Source organism: Sphingopyxis indica (assembly GCF_032879645.1).
GTDB lineage: Bacteria > Pseudomonadota > Alphaproteobacteria > Sphingomonadales > Sphingomonadaceae > Sphingopyxis > Sphingopyxis indica.
On record NZ_CP076394.1, the window covers coordinates 2342199 to 2363771 of the forward strand.

The 21573-nt window shown below is 64.3% G+C and carries 22 protein-coding genes; 1 reads left to right on the forward strand and 21 read right to left on the reverse strand.

What is annotated here, in order from left to right:
* Window positions 1–2: 2 nt before the first annotated feature.
* The 18 genes from KNJ79_RS11155 to KNJ79_RS11240 all read right to left on the reverse strand — a co-directional run bounded on the left by KNJ79_RS11155 (window position 3) and on the right by KNJ79_RS11240 (window position 17012).
* Window positions 3–806: a biotin--[acetyl-CoA-carboxylase] ligase gene (locus KNJ79_RS11155; protein ID WP_317151114.1), complete on the reverse strand. Its 804-nt coding sequence runs from the start codon at window positions 804–806 to the stop codon at window positions 3–5.
* Window positions 728–2158 carry an NADH-quinone oxidoreductase subunit NuoN gene (gene nuoN, locus KNJ79_RS11160; RefSeq protein ID WP_089214630.1) on the reverse strand — a complete coding sequence of 477 codons (1431 nt, stop codon included), beginning with the start codon at window positions 2156–2158 and terminating at the stop codon, window positions 728–730. Before nuoN ends, KNJ79_RS11155 begins: the two co-directional genes overlap by 79 nt.
* Window positions 2155–3702 carry an NADH-quinone oxidoreductase subunit M gene (locus KNJ79_RS11165; protein ID WP_317151115.1) on the reverse strand — a complete coding sequence of 516 codons (1548 nt, stop codon included), beginning with the start codon at window positions 3700–3702 and terminating at the stop codon, window positions 2155–2157. Before KNJ79_RS11165 ends, nuoN begins: the two co-directional genes overlap by 4 nt.
* A gap of 8 nt (window positions 3703–3710) precedes the next feature.
* A complete protein-coding gene (nuoL, locus tag KNJ79_RS11170) occupies window positions 3711–5762 on the reverse strand; it encodes an NADH-quinone oxidoreductase subunit L (protein WP_089214632.1) in 2052 nt (683 codons plus the stop codon).
* Between the two features lie 114 nt (window positions 5763–5876).
* Window positions 5877–6182, reverse strand: coding sequence for an NADH-quinone oxidoreductase subunit NuoK (gene nuoK, locus KNJ79_RS11175; RefSeq protein ID WP_089214633.1), 306 nt, complete (start codon window positions 6180–6182; stop codon window positions 5877–5879).
* Window positions 6179–6790, reverse strand: coding sequence for an NADH-quinone oxidoreductase subunit J (locus tag KNJ79_RS11180; RefSeq protein WP_317151116.1), 612 nt, complete (start codon window positions 6788–6790; stop codon window positions 6179–6181). The genes nuoK and KNJ79_RS11180 overlap by 4 nt, the downstream gene beginning before the upstream one ends.
* 164 nt (window positions 6791–6954) lie before the next feature.
* The gene (nuoI, locus tag KNJ79_RS11185; protein WP_003051603.1) at window positions 6955–7443 is read right to left on the reverse strand and encodes an NADH-quinone oxidoreductase subunit NuoI; all 489 of its coding nucleotides are present in this window, start codon (window positions 7441–7443) and stop codon (window positions 6955–6957) included.
* Complete coding sequence (gene nuoH / locus KNJ79_RS11190) at window positions 7440–8483, reverse strand: NADH-quinone oxidoreductase subunit NuoH (protein WP_317151117.1); 1044 nt, start codon at window positions 8481–8483, stop codon at window positions 7440–7442. The genes nuoI and nuoH overlap by 4 nt, the downstream gene beginning before the upstream one ends.
* A gap of 155 nt (window positions 8484–8638) precedes the next feature.
* Window positions 8639–10651 carry an NADH-quinone oxidoreductase subunit NuoG gene (gene nuoG / locus KNJ79_RS11195; RefSeq protein WP_317151118.1) on the reverse strand — a complete coding sequence of 671 codons (2013 nt, stop codon included), beginning with the start codon at window positions 10649–10651 and terminating at the stop codon, window positions 8639–8641.
* The gene (locus KNJ79_RS11200; RefSeq protein ID WP_317151119.1) at window positions 10651–11373 is read right to left on the reverse strand and encodes a hypothetical protein; all 723 of its coding nucleotides are present in this window, start codon (window positions 11371–11373) and stop codon (window positions 10651–10653) included. Before KNJ79_RS11200 ends, nuoG begins: the two co-directional genes overlap by 1 nt.
* Window positions 11370–12659 (reverse strand): NADH-quinone oxidoreductase subunit NuoF, encoded by a 1290-nt coding sequence (gene nuoF / locus KNJ79_RS11205; protein WP_317151120.1) that lies wholly within the window; start codon window positions 12657–12659, stop codon window positions 11370–11372. Before nuoF ends, KNJ79_RS11200 begins: the two co-directional genes overlap by 4 nt.
* Entirely contained in the window at window positions 12659–12820 is a 162-nt protein-coding gene (locus KNJ79_RS11210) for a hypothetical protein (protein WP_317151121.1), read from the reverse strand. The genes nuoF and KNJ79_RS11210 overlap by 1 nt, the downstream gene beginning before the upstream one ends.
* Before the next feature lie 157 nt (window positions 12821–12977).
* Window positions 12978–13646, reverse strand: a complete 669-nt coding sequence (locus KNJ79_RS11215) for a complex I 24 kDa subunit family protein (RefSeq protein WP_317151122.1) — start codon at window positions 13644–13646, stop codon at window positions 12978–12980.
* Window positions 13639–13920 (reverse strand): hypothetical protein, encoded by a 282-nt coding sequence (locus KNJ79_RS11220; protein ID WP_317151123.1) that lies wholly within the window; start codon window positions 13918–13920, stop codon window positions 13639–13641. The genes KNJ79_RS11215 and KNJ79_RS11220 overlap by 8 nt, the downstream gene beginning before the upstream one ends.
* Complete coding sequence (locus KNJ79_RS11225; RefSeq protein ID WP_317153911.1) at window positions 13917–15134, reverse strand: NADH-quinone oxidoreductase subunit D; 1218 nt, start codon at window positions 15132–15134, stop codon at window positions 13917–13919. The genes KNJ79_RS11220 and KNJ79_RS11225 overlap by 4 nt, the downstream gene beginning before the upstream one ends.
* Window positions 15135–15169: 35 nt before the next feature.
* Entirely contained in the window at window positions 15170–16087 is a 918-nt protein-coding gene (locus KNJ79_RS11230) for an NADH-quinone oxidoreductase subunit C (RefSeq protein ID WP_317151124.1), read from the reverse strand.
* On the reverse strand, window positions 16087–16641 hold the full coding sequence (locus KNJ79_RS11235) for a NuoB/complex I 20 kDa subunit family protein (protein ID WP_317151125.1): 555 nt from the start codon (window positions 16639–16641) through the stop codon (window positions 16087–16089). The genes KNJ79_RS11230 and KNJ79_RS11235 overlap by 1 nt, the downstream gene beginning before the upstream one ends.
* The gene (locus tag KNJ79_RS11240; protein ID WP_089214644.1) at window positions 16638–17012 is read right to left on the reverse strand and encodes an NADH-quinone oxidoreductase subunit A; all 375 of its coding nucleotides are present in this window, start codon (window positions 17010–17012) and stop codon (window positions 16638–16640) included. Before KNJ79_RS11240 ends, KNJ79_RS11235 begins: the two co-directional genes overlap by 4 nt.
* Window positions 17013–17246: 234 nt before the next feature.
* Here KNJ79_RS11240 and KNJ79_RS11245 point away from each other — a divergent pair, with 234 nt between their 5' ends.
* Window positions 17247–17717, forward strand: a complete 471-nt coding sequence (locus KNJ79_RS11245) for a YbjN domain-containing protein (RefSeq protein ID WP_317151126.1) — start codon at window positions 17247–17249, stop codon at window positions 17715–17717.
* 245 nt (window positions 17718–17962) lie between these two features.
* Here the strand turns inward: KNJ79_RS11245 and KNJ79_RS11250 are convergent, their stop codons facing one another.
* From KNJ79_RS11250 to KNJ79_RS11260, 3 genes are all read right to left on the reverse strand, one after another.
* Window positions 17963–18781 carry an inositol monophosphatase family protein gene (locus KNJ79_RS11250; RefSeq protein WP_394357121.1) on the reverse strand — a complete coding sequence of 273 codons (819 nt, stop codon included), beginning with the start codon at window positions 18779–18781 and terminating at the stop codon, window positions 17963–17965.
* 121 nt (window positions 18782–18902) lie between these two features.
* Complete coding sequence (gene efp, locus KNJ79_RS11255) at window positions 18903–19466, reverse strand: elongation factor P (protein WP_089214647.1); 564 nt, start codon at window positions 19464–19466, stop codon at window positions 18903–18905.
* Between the two features lie 117 nt (window positions 19467–19583).
* Complete coding sequence (locus KNJ79_RS11260) at window positions 19584–21542, reverse strand: OPT family oligopeptide transporter (protein ID WP_317151127.1); 1959 nt, start codon at window positions 21540–21542, stop codon at window positions 19584–19586.
* Between the last annotated feature and the right edge of the window lie 31 nt (window positions 21543–21573).

Below are 21573 nucleotides of genomic sequence, written 5' to 3' on the forward strand. Positions count from 1 at the left end.
GGCTAGTCCCCTTCCCTCACCGGACGGCGCAATTCGATGTCGCCCGCATGTATCAGCATGACCTCGCCGCCCTCGCGGCGCAAGCGCAGCGCGCCATCGGGCGCCAGGCCGTCGAAAATCCCCTCGATCGCCTGCTCCGACACGCGCAGCGGCGTGCCGACGGGATGCCCCTGCGGCAGCCACATATCGACGATGCGCACGACGCCCTCGTGCCGCCACGTCCGCAGTGCATCCGTCATCGCGACCGCCAGCACCTCGGCGAAGCGGTCGCGGTCGATAGGCGCGCCCATCTCGGCGAAGCAGGCGGTCGCGCGGTCGGGCAGTTCGGGCGCGGAGACGAGGTTGACTCCGATCCCGATCACCACCGCGTCGCCGCTGCGTTCGAGCAGGATGCCCGAACATTTGGCGCCATCGACCAGCACATCGTTCGGCCATTTCAGCTCGAACGCGACCGCGGGCGCCAATATCCGCACCGCCTGCGCCAGCGCTACCCCGGCAACGAGCGCGAGCGTCGCGGCAAGCGGATCGCCGGGGGTCAGCCGCACCACCGTCGATCCCATGAAATTGCCTTCGCCGTCGCCCCACGCGCGGCCCAGGCGGCCGCGCCCGGCGGTCTGGCGGTCGGCGACGAGCCAATGCCCCTCGCCGACAGGCTCGCCGCGTGCCAGCCGCGCCAGCAGGTCGGCGTTGGTCGAACCGGTCTGCTGGATCCGCTCGATCGGCGGGATCAGAACAGCACCGAAGCCGCGTGCGCCGAAGCCGTCGCGAGCGGACCGATGAAGAGGTAACCGATCACCGACAGCCACAGCGCACTTACCGCGACGATCGTGCCTTCGAGGATATTGCCGCCGCCCGACACCTCGGCCTCCGACCGCTCGTCGAAATACATCGTCTTGATGACCGCGATATAGTAAAAGGCGCCGATCACCGAGGCGACGATGCCCGCGACCGCGAGCGGGACGAGGTTCGCGTTCACCGCGGCCTCGAACACCAGATATTTCGGCCAGAAGCCGAACAGCGGCGGGATACCCGCGAGGCTCAACAGGAACACCGCCATCGCCGCGGCCAGGCCGGGGCGATATTGCGACAGGCCCGCGAGCGCCGGAATGCTTTCGACCTGCTGGCCCTCGCGGTCGCGCAATTGCAGCACGACGAGGAAGCTGCCGATCGTCGTGACGACATAGACGAGGAGGTAGGACAGCACCGCCTCGACCCCCTGCTGCGTCCCGGCGGCGAGGCCGATGAGGATGAAGCCGACATTGTTGATCGACGAATAGGCGAGCAGGCGCTTGATATTCTTCTGCCCGATCGCGCCGACCGCGCCGAGGATGATCGAGGCGAGCGCGAGGAAGATCACGATCTGTTGCCACGCGCCGATGGCGGGCGCCATCGCACCGACGATCACGCGGGTCAGCAGCACCATCGCCGCGACCTTGGGCGCGCTCGCGAAGAAGGTCGTCACCGGGGTCGGCGCGCCTTCATAGACGTCCGGGGTCCACATGTGGAACGGCACCGCGCTGATCTTGAACGCGAGACCCGCGATCACGAACACGATCCCGAAGAGCAGGCCGGTGCCCATCTCGCCGCCCAGCGCTTTGGCGATGCCGGCGAAATCGGTCGTGCCCGTAAAGCCGTAGAGCAGCGAAATGCCATAGAGCAGCATTCCGCTCGCTAGCGAGCCGAGGACGAAATATTTGAGCCCGGCCTCGCTCGACCGGTCGTCGGTGCGCATGAAGCTTGCGAGCACATAGGCGGCCAGGCTGTTGAGTTCGAGCCCGACATAGAGCGTCATCAGGTCGCGCGCGCTCGCCATGATTCCCATGCCCAGCGCGGCGAAGAGGATCAGGACCGGATATTCGGCGCGCATCCCGTCGCGGAAAAAGCGCGGCGCGATGGCGATGCAGACAAAGCTCGCGGCATAGATGAGCAGCTTGGCGAAGCCGCCGAAGGCGTCGACCGCGAGCGTGCCCGAAAAGACCGTCGCCTCCGTTCCGAACAGCGCGATCACCGCGACCGCCGCCGCCGCGAGCGTGACCAGCGACGCGAGCTGATAGAGCCCGACCTGCCGGTCGCCGGCAAAAGTGCCGAGCATCAGCGTGATCAGCCCGCCGATCGTCAGGATCAGCTCGGGCCAGATGAGGGCGAGATCGGCGCTCATTGCACGCCTCCCGCCTGATGCGCTTCGCCATGCGCGGGCTCACCATGCGCTTCGGGCGCCCTGGGCTTGCCCGCCGCGAGATGCGCGTCCCCCGCGGGCTTCGCCGGGGCAAGGCGCGCGACCACCGTGGTCACGTCGCCGCGCATCGGCGCGAGGAAGCTTTCGGGATAGACGCCCATCCACAGGGCCACCGCGGCCAGCGGCACGAAGATCGCCCATTCGCGGGCCGTGATGTCGGGCATCGCCTTCACATCGTCCTTGGTCAGATCGCCGAACACGACGCGGCGATAGAGATAGAGCATGTAAGCGGCGCCGAGGATGACGCCGGTGCCGCAGACGAGCGCAACCCAGCTCGACGCTTCATAGATGCCGGCAAGGCTCAGAAACTCGCCGACGAAGCCGCTCGTGCCGGGCAGGCCGACCGACGCCATGGTGAACAGCATGAAGAAGAGCGCATAGGCCGGCATGTTCACCGCAAGCCCGCCGTAGCGGCCGATCTCGCGCGTGTGCAGCCGGTCATAGATCACGCCGACGCAAAAGAAGAGCGCGGCCGACACGACGCCATGGCTCAGCATGATGATCAGCGCGCCCTCGATCCCCTGCTGGTTGAAGGCGAAGAGGCCAGCGGTGACGATCGCCATGTGCGCGACCGACGAGTAAGCGATCAGCTTCTTCATGTCGTTCTGCACCAGCGCGACGAGGCTGGTGTAAACCACCGCGATCATCGAGAGGGCAAAGACGATCCACATCAGCTGCGCCGACGCATCGGGGAACATCGGCATCATGAATCGGAGGAAGCCGTATGCGCCCATCTTCAAGAGCACGCCCGCGAGGATCATCGACCCTGCGGTCGGCGCCTGGACGTGCGCGTCGGGAAGCCAGGTGTGGACCGGCCACATCGGCATCTTGACCGCCAGGCTGGCGAAAAAGGCGAGCCACAGCCACGTCTGCATTTCGGGCGGGAAATTATAGGCGAGCAAGGTCGGGATGTCGGTCGTGCCCGCTTCGCGGATCATCGCGATCATCGCGATCAGCATGAGCACCGACCCGAGCAGCGTGTAGAGGAAGAATTTGAACGCCGCATAGATGCGGTTCGCGCCGCCCCAGATGCCGATGATGAAATACATCGGGATCAGACCCGCCTCGAAGAAGATGTAGAAGAGGATCAGATCCTGCGCGCAGAAGACGCCGATCATGATCGTCTCCATGACGAGGAACATCGCCATATAGAGCCCGACGCGCCTGGTGATCGCGTCCCAGCTCGCGAGGATGCAGAGCGGCATCAGGAAAACGGTGAGCATGATCAGCATCAGCGCCATGCCGTCGATCCCGAGCGCCCACTGGAAGCGCCCGAACAGGTCGGCGCGCTCGGTGAACTGCCACTGCGCGCCGCCGATGTCGAAGCGCGCCCATAGGACGATGCCGAGCGCGAAGTCGATCAGCGTCGCGGCGAACGCGATCAGCCGCGCGTTGCGGTCGGTCACGAACAGGCAGGCGATCGCCGCGACCATCGGCACCGCCAGCATCAGCGAAAGGAGCCCCATGCCGCCGCTCACAGGAATTTCACCATGGCCCAGCTGGCGAGGCCGACAAGCCCGAGCAGCATCACGAACGCATATCCATAAACATAACCCGATTGCAGCCGGACCGCGAGCCGGGTCCCCCCTTGGACGAGCGCCGCGGCACCATCGGGACCGAAGCGGTCGATGGTGCCTTCGTCCCCGCGCTTCCAGAAGAAGCGCCCGATCGCAAAGGCGGGCTTCACGAACAGGACGTTATAAAGCTCGTCGAAATACCATTTGTTGAACAGGAATTTGTGCAGCAGCCCGAACTGCGCAACGAAGCGCGCCGGCAGCGTCGTGTCGCGGATATAGCTGTTCCACGCGATAAACAGGCCGGTCGCCATCACGACGAAGGGCATCAGCTTGATGAGCGTCGGCACCTCGTGCGCGGCGTGCATCAGATGTTCGTCGAACGCGATGCTGCCCTTCCAGAAAGCCATGCCCTCTTCGGGATAGATGAAGGGATGCGCGAAGAGGAAGCCGGCAAAGATCGCGCCGAGCGACAGCACGCCGAGCGGGATCAGCATCGAAAGCGGGCTTTCGTGCGGGTGATAGCCGCCCGTCCCTTCATGCGCATCGGCGGCATGGGCGTGCGCGACATCGTGCCCCGCATGTTCGTCGGCCGGATGGTCGTGGTGATCGCCATGCACCGCATGCTGGATATGCTCGCTCGCCGCCCAGCGCGGCTTGCCGAAGAAGGTCAGGAAGACGAGGCGCCACGAATAGAAGCTGGTGAGCAGCGCCGCAAAGACGCCCACCCAATAGGCGACCTGACCGCCCTCGCCCGCCGCGAACGCCGCCTCGAGGATGCCGTCCTTCGAATGGAAGCCCGCGAAACCGATGCCGGCGAGCGGAATGCCGACGCCGGTGATCGCCAGCGTCCCCGCGGTCATCGCCCAGAAGGTGAAGGGAATTTCTTTCCGCAAGGCCCCATAATAGCGCATGTCCTGCTCATGGTGCATCGCGTGGATCACGCTGCCGGCGCCGAGGAACAGCAAAGCCTTGAAAAAGGCGTGCGTGAACAGGTGGAACATCGCCGCGCCATAGGCGCCGACGCCCGCGGCAAAGAACATGTAACCAAGCTGGCTACAGGTCGAATAGGCGATGACGCGCTTGATGTCCCACTGCGTCGTGCCGACCGTCGCAGCGAACAGGCAGGTCGCGGCGCCGACGAAGGTGACGACGCCGAGCGCGACGGGGGCGGTTTCGAACATCGGTGACAGGCGGCACACCATGAACACGCCCGCGGTGACCATCGTTGCGGCGTGGATAAGCGCCGACACCGGGGTCGGGCCCTCCATCGCGTCGGGAAGCCAGGTGTGGAGCCCAAGCTGCGCCGACTTGCCCATCGCGCCGATGAACAGCAGGAGGCACAGGATCGTCATGGTGTCGAGCCGCATGTCGAGGAAGGTGATCGTCGATCCCGCCATCCCCGGCGCCGCGGCCAGAATCTCGGGGATCGACACCGTGCCGAACACCAGGAAAGTCCCGAAAATGCCGAGCATGAAGCCCAGATCACCCACACGATTGACGACGAACGCCTTGATCGCGGCGGCATTGGCGCTCGGCTTCTTGTACCAGAAACCGATCAGCAGATACGACGCGAGACCGACGCCTTCCCAGCCGAAGAACATCTGGACGAGGTTGTTCGCGGTCACGAGCATCAGCATCGCGAAGGTGAACAGCGACAGATAGGCGAAAAAGCGCGGCTGGTCCGGGTCTTCCTCCATATAGCCCCAGCTATAGAGGTGGACGAGCGCCGACACCGTCGTGATCACGACGAGCATCACCGCGGTCAGCGTATCGACGCGCAGCTCCCAGTCGAACTGGAGAGCGCCCGACGACACCCAGTGCAGCACCGGGGTCACGCTCGGCTCGGCGCTGCCGGCGACGAACGACAGGAAGATCGGCCAGCTCAGCGCACAGCTCGCGAACAGCGCGCCCGTCGTCAAGATTTTCGACGCGGTGGTGCCGATGACGCGCTGGCCAAGGCCTGCGATAAGCGCCGCGAGCAGCGGCAGGAATACGATGGCCTGGATCATGCGGAGGCTCCGTCGTCCCAGCGAAAGCTGGGACCGCTCACGGTCCGGCGCTGCGTTGCCAAGAGGGCGATCCCAGCTTTCGCTGGGACGACGAGGATGGTGTCGGTCACCGGCTTACCCCTTCATCCGGTTGGCATCGTCGACGGCAATCGTGCCGCGGCCGCGGAAATAGATAACGAGAATGGCGAGCCCGATCGCCGCTTCGCCGGCGGCAACGGTCAGCACGAACATCGCGAATACCTGTCCGACGAGGTCGTTCAGCGCGCCGCTGAACGCAACGAGGTTGATGTTCACCGACAGGAGGATCAGCTCGATCGCCATCAGGATGACGATGATATTCTTGCGGTTGATGAAGATGCCGAGCACGCCCAATGTGAACAGCACCGCCGAAACGGCGAGATAGTGGCCGATGCCGATCATAGCTCCATCCCCTGCCCGACGCCCGGATCGACGAGGCGCGTCGCGTCCTGCGGACGGCGGCGCACCTGATCGGCGATTTTCTGCGGCCGCACCCCGCCGCGGGTGCGGTGGGTGAGCACGATCGCGCCGATCATCGCGACGAGAAGGACGATGCCCGCCGCCTCGAACAGGAAGATGTAGCGCGTATAGAGCAGCTCGCCGATCTGCTGGATATTGCTCTTGTCGGGGGTCGCCGGCGCGGCGCGCGCCGCCAGGTCGATCCCGCCCGCGCTCCACGCGCCGAGTGCGAACACCAGCTCGGCGGCAAGGATCACCGCGACGAGCGCGCCCAATGGCAGGTAGCGCACGAACCCGGCACGCAGCTCGGCGAAGTCGATGTCGAGCATCATCACGACGAACAGGAACAGCACCGCGACCGCGCCGACATAGACGATGATCAGCAACATCGCGATGAACTCGGCGCCCGCGAGCAGCATCAGCCCCGCCGCATTGAAGAAGGCGAGGATCAGCCACATGACGCTGTGGACCGGGTTGCGCGCGAAAATCACCATCGCGGCCGAGGCGATGACGATGGTGGCGAAGAGGTAGAAGGCGATAAGCTGGATCATGCCGCGCCCCCCACCTCAAAGCCGTATCCCCGAGCGGAGCCGAGGGGCTCGTTCGAGCGAAGCGAGAACCCGCACCGAAGCTGCCTCGACTTCGCTCGGCAAAGTCCCTCGTCTTCGCTCGGGATAGTCGGGTATTGGAGCCAGTGAATCATGTCCGCGCGCCCTTACCGATAGGGCGCGTCGGCGGCAAGATTCGCCGCAATCGCGCGCTCCCATTTGTCGCCATTGGCGAGCAGCTTGGCCTTGTCATAAAGCAGCTCCTCGCGCGTTTCGGTCGCGAATTCGAAGTTCGGCCCCTCGACGATCGCATCGACCGGGCACGCTTCCTGGCAGAAACCGCAATAGATGCACTTGGTCATGTCGATGTCGTAGCGCGTCGTGCGGCGCGAGCCGTCGTCGCGCGGTTCGGCCTCGATCGTGATCGCCTGCGCGGGGCAGATCGCCTCGCACAGCTTGCACGCGATGCAGCGCTCCTCGCCGTTCGGATAGCGGCGCAGCGCATGTTCGCCGCGGAAACGGGGGCTGAGCGGGTTCTTCTCGAACGGATAGTTGATCGTCGCCTTCGGCTTGAAGAAATATTTGAGCGTGAGGGCGTGCGCCTTCACGAACTCCCAGAGGGTGAAGCTTTTGACGAGATGGCCTACGTAACTCATGAATACCTCGTCAGCATCAGATAGCCGGAGATCAGGAACACCCAGATCAGCGAGATCGGCAGGAAGATTTTCCAGCCGAGACGCATCAGCTGGTCGTAGCGGTAGCGCGGGACGGTCGCCTTGACCCAGCTGAAGACGAAGAAGAAGAACAGGATCTTCGCGAACAGCCAGATGATGCCCGGAACGGCATAGAGCGGCGCCCAGTCGACAGGCGGCAGCCAGCCGCCCCAGAAGAGCACCGCGTTGAGCGTACACATCAGGAGCACATTGGCATATTCGCCGAGCCAGAAGAGCGCGAAGCTCATCGACGAATATTCGGTCTGATACCCCGCAACGAGCTCGCTTTCGGCTTCGGTCAGGTCGAACGGCGCGCGCGCGGTTTCGGCGAGCGAGGAGATGAGGAACATCACCGCGAGCGGGAACAGCAACAGGTTGAAGCCGAAGGCGTTGACGATGCCGAGCCCGTGCCCCTGCTGCGCCTTGACGATTTCGTTCATGTTGAAGCTGTCGGCAAAGAGCACGACGCCGATCAGGATGAAACCGATCGAGACTTCGTAGGAAATCATCTGCGCCGACGCGCGCAGCGCCGAAAAGAAGGGATATTTCGAGTTCGACGACCAGCCCGACAGGATCACGCCGTAAACGCCGAGCGACGAGATGGCGAGGATGTAGAGCAGCCCGACATTGATGTCGGCGAGCACCGCGCCCGAATTGAACGGGATCACCGCCCACGCCATCAGCGCGACGGTGAAGGTGATGATCGGCGCGATCAGGAACAGCCCGCGGTTTGCGCCCGACGGGATGATCGTTTCCTGGAGGAAAACCTTGAGGCCGTCGGCGAAACTCTGGAGCAGGCCGAAAGGCCCGACGACATTCGGCCCGCGCCGCAGCGCCATCGCCGCCCAGATCTTGCGGTCGGCATAGATGATCATCGCCACCGCGAGCATCAGCGGCAACGCGATGAGCAAGATGCCGCAGATCGTGGCGACGCCCCACGCCCATTCATAGGACATGCCGAGGGATTGGAAAAATTCGGTCATTTCTTAAATCCTCCCCACTTGTGGGGAGGTGGCGGCCGCGCAGCGGCTGACGGAGGGGGTTGGCCTCCATGCGCTGCGTAGCGTGCGGGCGCGAACCCCCTCCACCGCTTCGCGGTCCCCCTCCCCGCAAGCGGGGAGGATTTGATTATGGCGCATCATTCCGCCGCCTCCGCAAGCTCGGCGCCATGCAGGATTTCGTCCGAGCAGCGCTGCATCGTCGGCGACGCGCGGCAGATGGCGTTGGTGAGGTAGAAGTCCTTGATCGGCAGGCCCATTTCGCGCGCCTCGGGCTTCGCGTCGAGCTTCGGCGGCGCCCAGCCATAATCGACGAGCCCCTCGACGCCCAGCGCGGGCACCGCCGCGATCATCGCCGCGCGGCACTGGTCGAAGCTGTCGAAACCGACGCTGACGCCCAGCGCATCGGCGAGCGCGCGGAAGATGCTCCAGTCCTCGCGCGCGTCGCCCGGCGCGAACACCGCCTTCTCGCTGCGCTGGACGCGGCCCTCGGTGTTGACCGTGGTGAAATCCTTCTCCGTCCACGCCGCGGCGGGCAGGATGACGTCGGCGGCATGCGCGCCCTTGTCGCCGTGATGGCCGACATAGACTTTGAAACTATCGGAAAAGGCCGAAAAATCGACCTCGTCGGCGCCGAGGAAAAAGGTCAGCTTCGGCTTTTTCACGACAATATCCTTGATCCCGCCCGGCTGCGCATAGCCGAGCATCAGCGCGCCCATCCGCGCCGCCGAGAAATGGACGACGTTGAAGCCGTTCCAGCCGTCCTTCACCGCGTTCACCGCCTTGGCGAGCGCAAGGCCCGCGCCGTGGACGCCGGGCACCGCGAGCGCGCCGCCGCCGAAGACCAGCATCGGCCGCTCGGCGCCCTTCAGCGCGTCGAGCGCCGCCTTGGGCAGCTTCGCGACGAGCGAAGCGTCGTTGCCCAGCCATTCGGTCTTGTAGGTGAGGTCGACCTCCGGCCCGATCGCAAAGACCTTCGCGCCCTTCTTCCACACCGCCTTGCGCACGCGCGTGTTGATGAGCGGCGCTTCCCAGCGCAAATTCGTACCGACGAGCAGGATCACGTCGGCATTCTCCGCCTCGGCGATGGTGGTGTTGAAATTGACCGCCGACAGGCTGGTCACGTCATAGGCGAGCCCCGTCTGGCGCCCTTCGAGCAGGTCGGAGCCGAGCGCATTCACCAGCGCCTTCGCCGCGAACATCGTCTCGCAATCGGCCATATCGCCGGCGATCGCCGCGACCGACGACCCGGCGTTCACCACCTTGATCGCGTCGAACGCCTCGCTCCACGTCGCTTCCTCGAGCTTGCCGTTCCGGCGCACATAGGGGCGGTCGAGGCGGCGGCGGATCAGGCCGTCGACATGGTGGCGCGTCTTGTCGCTCGCCCATTCCTCGTTCACATCATCGTTGACGCGCGGCAGCACGCGCAGCACCTGCCGCCCGCGGCTGTCGATGCGGACATTGGTGCCGACCGCGTCCATCATGTCGATGCCCAGCGTCTTGGTCAGCTCCCACGGGCGCGCTTCGAACGCATAGGGCTTCGACGTCAGCGCGCCGACCGGGCACAGGTCGACGACATTGCCCGACAGCTCGCTCTGGATCGCATGTTCCAGATAGGTGGTGATCTGCATATTTTCGCCGCGATAGATCGCGCCGATGTCTTCCACGCCGGCGACCTCCTCGGCAAAGCGGACGCAGCGCGTGCATTGGATGCAGCGCGTCATCACCGTCTTGACGATCGGCCCCATATATTTCTCGGTCACCGCGCGCTTGTTCTCGTCATAGCGCGATGCGCCGCGGCCATAGGCGACCGACTGGTCCTGCAGGTCGCACTCGCCGCCCTGGTCGCAGATCGGACAGTCGAGCGGATGGTTGATGAGCAGGAACTCCATCACCCCTTCACGCGCCTTCTTGACCATCGGGCTGTCGGTGCGGATCACCTGCCCCTCGGCGACCGGCAGCGCGCACGACGCCTGCGGCTTCGGCGGGCCGGGCGACACTTCGACCAGGCACATGCGGCAATTGCCGGCGATGCTCAGCCGCTCGTGATAGCAGAAACGCGGGATTTCCTTGCCCGCCATCTCGCACGCCTGCAACACGGTCGCGCCCTGCGGGACGTCGAGTTCCTGGCCGTCTACGGTAACTTTGGGCATTATTCGGAGATTCCCTTCGCGCCGCTCCCGTCGGCCGCCGTCGCCTGCGGCGCATAGGCACGGTGATAGAGCGCCTCGGCAAAGGCGGTCCGCAGCGCCAGCGCGTCGGCGCTCAATTCGATGCCATTTTGCAGGCATTTACCCATGGCTTCGCTCAAACCCGAAAAAGCGCCGCGCTCTTCCCGGCTTTGGGGCAGGGTTGCGAGCACCGCCATGATCCAGGCGGGATCGACATCGGCGACGCAGATCGCCATCTCGTCGACCGAAGGCGGGCGCCCCGTCAGCGCGGTCCACGGCCGTTCATAAACGGGTTGCAGCGGCAGCGGCGCCAGCGTCGCGGCGCGCTTGTCCTTCTTCAAAATACCCTCGGCCAGCATCCCGCGATAGCTCGCCTTGCTCATCGAAGCGCGCACCCCTTCGGCCCGGCTATCGACATAGACGTCGAGATAGCAGCTTTCCTCGTGCTCGAGCGCCTTGTACGCACGCATCGCCCGATCTTCGTTCGGCGCATCGAGGATGTCGCGAACCTCGTCGCCGTGCATATTCGCCTGACATTCGGCGAGGCGAAAGGCGGTTCGCGTCTCGTCGGTGTTCGAATTGGCCGACGGGGTCAGCCGGTCGCCGAGCCGCGAGCCGACCGGCGGCTCGAAAGCCGATGCCGCAGCTGCCGCGGCGAGCAGCATCGCTCCCGCTCCGAGCGTCCAGATTGCCTTGCTTCTCATTCGGCCGCCTCCATCACGCCGCCATTCTCCCGAATTCGCCGCTCGAGTTCGGGCCGGAAATGCCGTATCAACCCCTGAATCGGCCACGCCGCCGCGTCGCCCAATGCGCAGATGGTGTGGCCTTCGACCTGCTTGGTCACGTCGAACAAAGTGTCGATCTCGCTGATGTCGGCGTCGCCGGTGCGCAGCCGCTCCATCACGCGCCACATCCAGCCCGTTCCTTCACGGCACGGGGTGCATTGGCCGCAGCTTTCATGCTTGTAGAAGTAACTGATGCGGCTGATCGCCTGGACGATGTCGGTCGACTTGTCCATCACGATCGCGGCGGCGGTGCCGAGGCCCGAACCCAGCGCTTTCAGCCCGTCGAAGTCCATCGGCGCGTCCATGATCTCGGCCGCCGGGACCAGCGGCACCGACGATCCACCGGGGATCACCGCGAGCAGATTGTCCCAGCCGCCGCGGATGCCGCCGCAATGCTTGTCGATCAATTCGCGGAACGGGATGCTCATCGCTTCCTCGACGACGCAGGGCTTGTTCACATGGCCGCTGATCTGGAACAGCTTGGTGCCCTTGTTATTCTCGCGCCCGAAGCTCGAGAACCAGCTCGCGCCGCGCCGCAGGATCGTCGGGACGACCGCGATGCTCTCGACATTGTTCACCGTCGTTGGGCAGCCATAGAGGCCCGCACCCGCCGGGAACGGGGGTTTCAGGCGCGGCTGGCCCTTCTTGCCCTCGAGGCTTTCGATCATCGCGGTTTCTTCGCCGCAGATATAGGCGCCGGCGCCGCGGTGGACGAAGACGTCGAAATCATAGCCCGACTTCGCCGCATTCTTGCCGAGCAGCCCGGCGTCATACGCCTCCTGCACCGCGGAGAAGAGCGTCTCCGCCTCGCGGATGAACTCGCCGCGGATGTAGATATAGGCGGCACGCGCGCGCATCGCGAAGCCCGCGATCAGCGCGCCTTCGATCAGCTTGTGCGGATCGTGACGGATGATCTCGCGATCCTTGCACGATCCGGGTTCGGATTCGTCGGCATTGATGACCAGAAAGCTCGGGCGGTCCTCGCGCGGCTCCTTGGGCATGAAGCTCCACTTGAGCCCCGTCGGAAAGCCCGCGCCGCCGCGGCCGCGCAGCCCCGACGCCTTGATCTCCTCGATGATCGCGTCCTGCCCGCGGATCATCAGATCCTTGGTCTTGTCCCAGTCGCCGCGCGCCTGCGCAGCCTTCAGATTCCACGGCTGAAAGCCATAGACGTTGGTGAAAATGCGGTCCTTGTCGGCGAGCATCAGCGTGTCCCACCCTTGTTCTGGATCATCTTGTAGGCGACATAGCCGAGCGCGAGGATCAGCAGCGGGCCGATCAGCGCAAAGGTCACGCGCAGCACGAATCCCAGCACGACGAGCGCGCCGATGATCGCGAGGATCGTGACGACATCCTTCTGGGTCATGCCAAATCCTCCCCATATGTGGGGAGGTGGCAGCCGCGCAGCGGCTGACGGAGGGGGTTCACGCCCTTACGCAGCGTGGCGGCGGGCCGCAGCCCCCCTCCACCATGCTTCGCATGGTCCCCCTCCCCGCTCGCGGGGAGGATTTCGAGCGCGCGCATCACCATTCGCTCCTGTAATCATGGTTCGCATCGACCATCGCGGTCAGCGTCGTCGGGCCGCCCTCGGGCTCGCTCGTGTGGCGCTGCGGGTTCTGCGTGCCGGTCTTGGGCTGCTTGCCCGCCGCAAGGTCGTCGAGGATGCGCGACATGCTGTCGAAATCGAGGTCTTCGTAATTATCGTCGTTGATCTGGACCATCGGCGCGTTGGCGCAATTGCCCATGCACTCGACCTCGCTCAAGGTGAACAGCCCGTCGGGGGTCGTCTTGCCCTTGACCATGCCGCGGTTCTTGCACGCCGCCATCACATCGTCCGACCCGCGCAGCATGCACGGCGTCGTCCCGCACACCTGCACATGATAGCGGCCGACCGGCGCCAGATTGTACATGGTATAGAAGGTCGCGACCTCATAGGCACGGATGAAGGGCATATCGAGCTCGGCCGCGACATATTCGATCACCGGCACGGGCAGCCAGCCCTGCGTGTTCGTCTCGGCTCCGACCTGCCGCTGCGCGAGATCGAGCAAAGGCATCACCGCCGACCGCTGGCGCCCCGCGGGATAGCGCGCGATAACCGCCTTCGCCTTTTCGGCATTCTCGGGAGTCCACGCAAAAGCGCCCCAGCGCGCGCGGACTTCGGCCTCATCGGGGATTTGGGGTGCGTCAGCCATTATTCTTTTCCAAAAGCTCAGAAGCGCCCAAAGCTTTGATCTGTTTGAACTCCTGCCAGCGAAAATGGGCGGACCGCCACATTCCGAGACAGATCCACAGTCCAGCAAATGCAATCATCGACCAAAGATAGATGGGGTTTGCATCGCTTGGCCTTCCAACGAACAAAGCCCAAAGCAGCAAAGGGATCATCCCAACGCAGAAAGTAACTACCGGCGTTCCCGCCCAGCGAGACACGTCTCGATCAACAAATTCGAGGAGAGCATTGAAACTCACCGGTCACACTCCCCGAACACGACGTCGATCGCGCCGATGATCGCGGTCGTATCCGCGAGCATGTGCCCCTTGCACATGAAATCCATCGCCTGCAGGTGGCTGAACGCCGTCGGGCGGATCTTGCAGCGATACGGCTTGTTGCTGCCGTCGCTGACCAGATAGACGCCGAACTCGCCCTTCGGGCTCTCGGTCGCGACATAGACTTCGCCCGCCGGAACGTGAAAACCTTCGGTATAGAGCTTGAAGTGATGGATCAGCGATTCCATCGACTGCTTCATTTCGCCGCGCTTCGGCGGCACGACCTTGCGGTCGAGGCTCGCGACGGGGCCGCCCGGCATGTCGCGCAGGCACTGCTTGATGATCTTCGCCGACTGATAGACTTCCTCGACGCGCACCATGAAGCGGTCGTAACAGTCGCCGCGCGTGCCGACGGGAATGTCGAAGTCCATCGCGGCATAGGCGTCATAGGGCTGCGACTTGCGCAAATCCCACGCGATGCCGCTGCCGCGGATCATCGGGCCGGAGAAGCCCCACGCCAGCGCGTCTTCCTTGCTCACCGTCGCGATGTCGACATTGCGCTGCTTGAAGATACGGTTGTCGATCACCAGGCTCATCGCGTCGCCGAACAGTTCGGGCAGGCGCTTTTCGACCCACTCGCCGATATCGACGAGCAGCTTTTCGGGCACGTCCTGATGGACGCCGCCGGGACGGAACCAGGCATGGTGCATTCGCGCGCCCGACATGCGCTCGAAGAAGTTGAGGCAATCCTCGCGCAGCTCGAACACCCACAGGTTCGGGGTCATCGCGCCGACGTCCATGACGTGCGACCCGATGTTGAGCATATGGTTGCAGATGCGCGTCAGCTCGGCGAACAGCGTGCGCAGATATTGCGCGCGCGCCGGCACCTCGAGGTCGAGCAATTTCTCGATCGCGAGGACATAGCTGTGCTCCATGCCGAGCGGCGAGCAATAGTCGAGCCGGTCGAAATAGGGCAGCGCCTGCAGATAGGTCTTATACTCGATCAGCTTTTCGGTGCCGCGATGGAGCAGGCCGACGTGCGGATCGACGCGCTCGATGATCTCGCCGTCGAGCTCCATCACCATGCGCAGCACGCCGTGCGCCGCCGGGTGCTGCGGGCCGAAGTTGATCGTGTAATTGGTGACGACCTGATCGCCCGCGGTGTCGGCGGTGTCGACCGGATAGCCTTCGAACATGTCGCTGCCGTGGTGCTTGACCTGAGGAGAGTCGGTCATGCGTCACCTCCTGCCTTGGGCTTGCGCGGCGCCTTCGCCTTGGCGGGCGCTTTCGCCTTGGGCGTCGAAGCGCCCTTCGCCTTCGCCGACGGCTTCGATTCCGCCGCGGCCTCGGGCTTCGCCTGCTTGCCGTCGCGGCTCTTCTTCGTCGCTTCCTTGTCGGCGGTCTTGCCCGCGCCGGTCTGCGCCGGGCTTTCGGTCGTCTTCGGGGTCGGCGGCGGCGCCGCCTTTGCCTCGTCGGCCTTCTTCACCTCTTGCGCGGTCATCGGGCTCGGCGCGCCTTTGCCCGGCGCCTCGCCGGTCCCGCCGGCCTTTTCGTCGCCCGGCAGGATATAGTCGGCGCCTTCCCACGGCGACATGAAGTCGAAATTGCGGAAATCCTGCGCCAGCCGCACCGGCTCGTACACGACGCGCTTGTCCTCTTCGCTATACCGCAGCTCGGTATAGCCCGTCAGCGGGAAGTCCTTGCGCTGCGGAAAGCCCTGAAAGCCATAGTCGGTCAGGATGCGGCGCAGGTCGGGATTGCCCGCGAACAGCACGCCATACATGTCGAACACCTCGCGCTCGAGCCAGCCGGCGTTCGGCCACACCGGCACGATCGTCGGCACCGGCGTCGCCTCGTCGGTCGACACGCGCACGCGCAGGCGGTGGTTCTTCGTGACGCTGAGCAGGTGATAGACGACTTCGAACCGCTCGGGCCGGTTCGGATAGTCGACCCCGGCGATTTCCATCAGCTGCTGATAATCGAGATTGTCGCGAAGGCTGATCATCACCCCCGCGACCGCCTCGCGGCGCACCGTGATGCTGTCCTCGCCGACCGCGAAGACATGCGCGAGCATGTCCTGGCCGAGCGCTTTGGCGAGCGCTTCGGACAGGCCGTCGCGCGGGGCGATGAGGGGAGCGGGACTGGCCATCAGCGTTCGATCGTCCCGACGCGGCGGATTTTCCGCTGCAATTGCATCACGCCATAGAGCAGGGCCTCGGCGGTCGGCGGGCAGCCGGGAACATAGATGTCGACCGGCACGATGCGGTCGCAGCCGCGCACCACCGAATAGCTGTAGTGATAATAGCCGCCGCCATTGGCGCAGCTGCCCATCGAGATCACATATTTGGGATTCGACATCTGGTCATAGACGCGGCGCAGCGCGGGCGCCATCTTGTTGCACAGCGTTCCCGCGACGATCATCACGTCCGACTGGCGCGGGCTGGCGCGCGGCGCGACGCCGAACCGCTCCATGTCGTATCGCGGCATGTTGACGTGGATCATCTCGACCGCGCAGCAGGCAAGGCCAAAGGTCATCCACCACAGCGAGCCGGTGCGCGCCCAGTTGAACAGCTCCTCGGTCGAGGTGACGAGGAAGCCCTTGTCGCCGACTTCGGCGTTCAGATCGTCGAAAAAGCCCTGCTCCGGGGCCGTGCCCGGAGCGACCGGCATCGTGCCGGGGGTCAGGATGGTGGTGCTGCTCATTCCCAATCCAGCGCCCCTTTCTTCCACGCATAGACAAGGCCGAGCGCCAGCTCGGCCAGAAACACCATCATCGTCGCCCAGCCGGCCCAGCCGATTTCCTCCAGGCTTACCGCCCAGGGAAAGAGGAAGGCGGCTTCGAGGTCGAAGATGATGAACAAAATGGCGACGAGGTAGAATCGCACGTCGAACTGGCTGCGGGCGTCTTCAAATGCGGGAAAACCGCATTCATATTCGGAAAGCTTCGCCGGGTCTGGCTGGTGCGCGCCGGTCAGGCGGGCGACGCCCATCGGCAGGAACACGAACGCGGCCGACAATCCGAGCGCGATGGCCAGGAATATGAGAATCGGCAGATATTGAGTCAGATCGACCATGGGAGCTCGCAGTCTGTTCGTATCTGGGTGTCTGCGCACCCGTTATGCGGGGCGCTTTAGGCCAGCCGGCCGCGCCTCGCAAGCGCTGCGGGCAGGAAATTGTCGCGAGGCGGCGGCAAATAGGCAAAGCCGGCTGGCGATACCCCCGATCACTGTGTTAGGCCCATGAAAACGGGGTCGATATTCCGGGCAGCCAGCGCCCGACGGATATGGGGAGCCACTATGCCACATTTCATGCTTCACACCGCCCTTGCAACGGGCGCGGCGCTCGCCTTGGCCGCCGCTCCGGCGAGCGCGCAACTCGTCAGCGCCAGCGATCCCCAAGCGATCAAGGCGATCGTCGAGTCGCACGGCTGGCCCGCAACGCTGGTCCAGAAGGACGGCGAAGACCCCTATATCGAAAGCAACCGCAACGGGCTGAAATTCCTCGTGCTGTTCATGAACTGCACCGAAGGAAAGAATTGCCGGACGCTGCAATATTATATGGGCTTCAGCGACGCCAAGGACACGCCGCTCGAAAAGCTCAACCAGTGGAACCGCGAAAAACGCTTCGCCCGCGCCTATCGCGACGAAGCCGGCGACCCGGTGCTCGAAATGGACATCGACGTCGATTTCGCGGGCATTCCCAAGGAAAATATCAGCGAGACGTTCAACACCTGGGCGTCGCTGATGGACGCCTATCACGAATATTTGTTCGAAAGCTGAGGTGGCGGCCGGCGACGGCTTGGGGTGGGAAGCGGACGGTCCTCCCCCTTGGGGGAGGGGGACCATGCGAAGCATGGTGGAGGGGCACCCTCGGTTTACGCTGCGTTCAAAGAGGGAAAGGCAAACCGCCTGTGCCCCTCCACCACCCTTCGGCCTCGCGGGAAGCAACGCGCCCCGCGCATCCCTTTGTCCCGCTCGCTCCCCCTCCCCGTGTCGGGGAGGATCATTTGGCAGTTCCCCGCCCCTCAGGCGTTGCGCAGCGCGCCGGCAACCAGCTTTTGCAGCTTCGAATGCACCGCGCTGCTGCCAGCGATATATTCGCTGCGCTCGATCGCGCGCTCGCCGCCGCGGAAATCGCTGACGAAACCGCCCGCCTCGCGCACCAGCAACATGCCCGCCGCGACATCCCAGATTTTGAGGTCGCTTTCCCAGAAGCCGTCGAAGCGCCCCGCCGCGACCCATGCAAGGTCCAGGCTGGCGGCGCCGAAGCGGCGGATGCCGGCGACTTCGGGCGCGACCGCGCCGAAGATGCGGCTCCACTGCGCCATGTCGCCGTGGCCCATGAAGGGGATGCCGGTGGCGATCAGGCATTCGTGCAGGCTGCGCCGCGACGAAACGCGCAGGCGCCGGTCGTGCAGCCACGCGCCGCGGCCGCGCTCGGCCCAATAGCTTTCGTCGGTCACGGGCTGATAGACGAGCGCCGCGGTGATGTCGCCCCAGCCGCCGCCGAGCTTCGGCTCCTGCACCGCGATCGAGATCGCGAACTGCGGGATCGCGTGGAGGAAGTTCGAGGTGCCGTCGAGCGGGTCGATGATGAAGCGCGGCTTGCCGGGCTCGCCCTCGATCTCGCCCGCCTCTTCCATCAGGAAACCCCAGCCGGGGCGCGCATGGGTCAGTTCGTCGTAAAGCGTGCGCTCGGCGGCCTGATCGGCCTTCGATACGAAATCCGCCGGACCCTTTTGCGACACCTGCAGATGCTCGACCTCGCCGAAGTCGCGGCGCAGCTTGGACCCCGCCTTGCGCGCGGCGCGTTCCATGACGGTGATGATGCCGGATACGGCCATAATATCTACTCCCCCCTCCCGCTTGCGGGAGGGGTCGGGGGAGGGAATGTTTCCTTCGGAAAGACCCTGTCCCTCGACAGACCCTTCCCTGCCCCCTCCCGCAAGCGGGAGGGGAACTCAATCAATCCGCGCGGCGGACATATTCGCGGTCATAGACGTTGACCACGATGCGCGTGCCGCTGGTGATGTGCGGCGGCACCATCACGCGCACGCCATTGTCGAGGATCGCGGGCTTGTACGACGAAGACGCCGTCTGGCCCTTCACCACCGCGTCGGCCTCGACGATCGTCGCTTCGATCTGTTCGGGCAGTTCGACCGAGATCGGGCGCTCTTCCCACAGTTCGAGCACGACTTCCATGCCGTCCTGCAGGAATTCATGCGCGTCGCCGACCACCTCCTTGGAGATGTTGATCTGTTCGAAACTGTCCTTGTCCATGAAGACCAGGTCGTCGCCCTCGGCATAGAGGAACTGGAAATCCTTGGTGTCGAGGCGGACCTTTTCGACCGTGTCGGCGCTGCGGAAACGGTTGTTGAGCTTGCGCCCGTCGATCAGATTCTTGGCCTCGACCTGCATATAGGCCCCGCCCTTGCCCGGCTGGGTGTGCTGGATCTTGGTAACCTTCCAGATACCGCCTTCATATTCGATAATATTGCCGGGACGGATTTCAACGCCGGAGATTTTCATCGCGCACACTCGCTTCGAACAGGATGGAAAGAGCCGCCGGCGCGCGCCCGCGCGCACCGGTCACAGGAGCGCGCCCTTAGCCGGACGCGCGGCGAAGGGCAAGCGGCTTAGGGTGGGTCAAGCGGTGGTTTCGACCAGTTTTCGCGTCCGCGCATAGCTGAGGATGATCGACGCTGTAAACAGCCCCAGACCGATAAAGATGGAAGGGAGTCCGAATCCGTCCCCGACAACCGCGAGCGGGGAGTCCTTATCCGTCACATATACTGCGCCGGCGTAAAATACGCCGAACAGGCTATCGCCGACGATCATTCCCGTCGCCGTCAGCACACCCATTCGGCGCGCGAATTCGGGGTTGATCCGCCGATCTGCCCAGCGATCGTAAAACCAGCCGCCGATCGCGCCGACGACCACGGGCAGAATGACCGACATAGGTAGATAGATGCCGATTCCTACCGCAAGCGGCGGCAGTCTCAACTTGCCGGCTCGCCCAAGAATTTCGTCAACGACGATAAAGCCGACGCCCGCAAACACGCCATAGCCCAGCATCGTCCAATTCAGATCGCCGCCCAGCACGCCTTTCGCGAGCGATGAGATCAGTCCCGCTTGAGGGGCGGCAAGTGCATTGGGGCCAGCGCCCGGAACGCCAACGAAACCTACGGTTTCGTTTAGAACATTGAGAACCGGCGGCACGACCAGCGACCCGAAAACGACACCAATGATCAATGCGACCTGCTGTTTCCACGGAGTCGCACCGACCAACTGACCGGTCTTCAAATCCTGAAGATTGTCGTTCGAAATGGTCGCGATGCCAAAAACCACTCCCGTCACGATAAGCGCATAAGCGATCATTGCCGCGCCCGCATCGCCGCTGCCGCGACCCAGCAATCCGACGAGCAAAAGCGACGAGGCGATGATCGCCAGGATGCCGATCCCCGAAACAGGCGAATTCGATGCGCCGATAAGACCCGCCATATAGCCGGTCACCGAAGCGATCATAAGCCCGACCACGATAATGAACAGAAGAGCGCCCGCGACGAGGATCGCGGCAGAGCCCGCAAGAGGGCCATCGGCCAGGACAGACCAGAGCAACCAGCTGATCGGGAACAGCGTCAACAGCGAGCCGCCGAAAACCCAGCCGATCGAAATGTCCTGCTCCTCCACGGCCAACGCGGTGCCCGCGTTGCGTGCTCTGCTCGCCGCCAACGCCGAACGAATCCCTCCGATTACGGGTCCGGCGATCTTCAGCAATGTCCACAGAGCGGCAACAGCGATAACGCCAGCGCCAAAGAAGCGTACATTGTCACGAAAGACCGTATTCGCGATCGTTTCGGCGTCGGGACCGGCGACACCCTGAGTAAGAATTGGCAACAGGACCCACCATCCCGTGACGAGCCCCACCAACTGCGCAAGGCCAACCGAAAGCCCGACAAGATGCCCGACGCCGAAGAGAGCGAAGCCCAGCCCGCCCGCAACGCCCGTCGCGCCCGCGCCGACCTTGAACCAGCGCGCGACTTCGGCCGCCGCAAGTTTCATTTGTGTCAGCAACGCGAAGCCGGCGGCAATGACGCTGTTCCAAAGCAGCGCCGACAGCCCCGCAGCATTTTCCTCTGCTCCCTCGGCGCTCGCTGCACCGACCCGCAGCACCTCAGCGGCCGCTCGCCCTTCAGGGTACGGCAGGTCCGCGTCGACGACGAGGGCGCGGCGCAAGGGAATCGAGAAAAGCACCCCCAATATTCCACCGAGCATCGTTATGGCGGTCGTTTCGAGCAGGGGAAAATTCTGCCAGTAACCAACCATAACCAGCCCCGGCAATACGAAGATGATCGCCGCAAGTGTCCCGGCGGCGCTAGCGATCGTCTGAACGATATTATTCTCGAGAATCGTCGATCCCGACATCTGCCGCAAAATCGCCATCGAGATCACCGCGGCGGGGATCGAGGTCGCAAAGGTCAGCCCGACCTTCAGCCCCAGATAGACGTTGGCTGCGGTGAACAGCAAAGTGATCAGCCCGCCGAGGATCATGCCCCGGATCGTCAGTTCGCGAAGCCCGGCGGCCCGCTGGTCGGCACTTGTCATAAAATTACTCCCCGGAGTCCTTCTCTTGCGC

Coding starts and splice junctions, on each gene's coding strand:
- nuoF (WP_317151120.1), bottom strand. CDS start 12,659: ATGCTCGCCGACAAGGACCGCATTTTCACCAACGTCTATGGCTTTCAG.
- KNJ79_RS11210 (WP_317151121.1), bottom strand. CDS start 12,820: ATGACCCAGAAGGATGTCGTCACGATCCTCGCGATCATCGGCGCGCTC.
- nuoG (WP_317151118.1), bottom strand. CDS start 10,651: ATGCCCAAAGTTACCGTAGACGGCCAGGAACTCGACGTCCCGCAGGGC.
- KNJ79_RS11260 (WP_317151127.1), bottom strand. CDS start 21,542: ATGACAAGTGCCGACCAGCGGGCCGCCGGGCTTCGCGAACTGACGATC.
- KNJ79_RS11165 (WP_317151115.1), bottom strand. CDS start 3,702: ATGGGGCTCCTTTCGCTGATGCTGGCGGTGCCGATGGTCGCGGCGATC.
- KNJ79_RS11245 (WP_317151126.1), top strand. CDS start 17,247: ATGCTTCACACCGCCCTTGCAACGGGCGCGGCGCTCGCCTTGGCCGCC.
- KNJ79_RS11225 (WP_317153911.1), bottom strand. CDS start 15,134: ATGTTCGAAGGCTATCCGGTCGACACCGCCGACACCGCGGGCGATCAG.
- KNJ79_RS11240 (WP_089214644.1), bottom strand. CDS start 17,012: ATGGTCGATCTGACTCAATATCTGCCGATTCTCATATTCCTGGCCATC.
- nuoN (WP_089214630.1), bottom strand. CDS start 2,158: ATGAGCGCCGATCTCGCCCTCATCTGGCCCGAGCTGATCCTGACGATC.
- efp (WP_089214647.1), bottom strand. CDS start 19,466: ATGAAAATCTCCGGCGTTGAAATCCGTCCCGGCAATATTATCGAATAT.
- nuoI (WP_003051603.1), bottom strand. CDS start 7,443: ATGAGTTACGTAGGCCATCTCGTCAAAAGCTTCACCCTCTGGGAGTTC.
- KNJ79_RS11215 (WP_317151122.1), bottom strand. CDS start 13,646: ATGGCTGACGCACCCCAAATCCCCGATGAGGCCGAAGTCCGCGCGCGC.
- nuoH (WP_317151117.1), bottom strand. CDS start 8,483: ATGACCGAATTTTTCCAATCCCTCGGCATGTCCTATGAATGGGCGTGG.
- KNJ79_RS11230 (WP_317151124.1), bottom strand. CDS start 16,087: ATGGCCAGTCCCGCTCCCCTCATCGCCCCGCGCGACGGCCTGTCCGAA.
- KNJ79_RS11180 (WP_317151116.1), bottom strand. CDS start 6,790: ATGATCCAGCTTATCGCCTTCTACCTCTTCGCCACCATCGTCATCGCC.
- KNJ79_RS11235 (WP_317151125.1), bottom strand. CDS start 16,641: ATGAGCAGCACCACCATCCTGACCCCCGGCACGATGCCGGTCGCTCCG.
- KNJ79_RS11200 (WP_317151119.1), bottom strand. CDS start 11,373: ATGAGAAGCAAGGCAATCTGGACGCTCGGAGCGGGAGCGATGCTGCTC.
- nuoK (WP_089214633.1), bottom strand. CDS start 6,182: ATGATCGGCATCGGCCACTATCTCGCCGTTTCGGCGGTGCTGTTCACA.
- KNJ79_RS11250 (WP_394357121.1), bottom strand. CDS start 18,781: ATGGCCGTATCCGGCATCATCACCGTCATGGAACGCGCCGCGCGCAAG.
- nuoL (WP_089214632.1), bottom strand. CDS start 5,762: ATGATCCAGGCCATCGTATTCCTGCCGCTGCTCGCGGCGCTTATCGCA.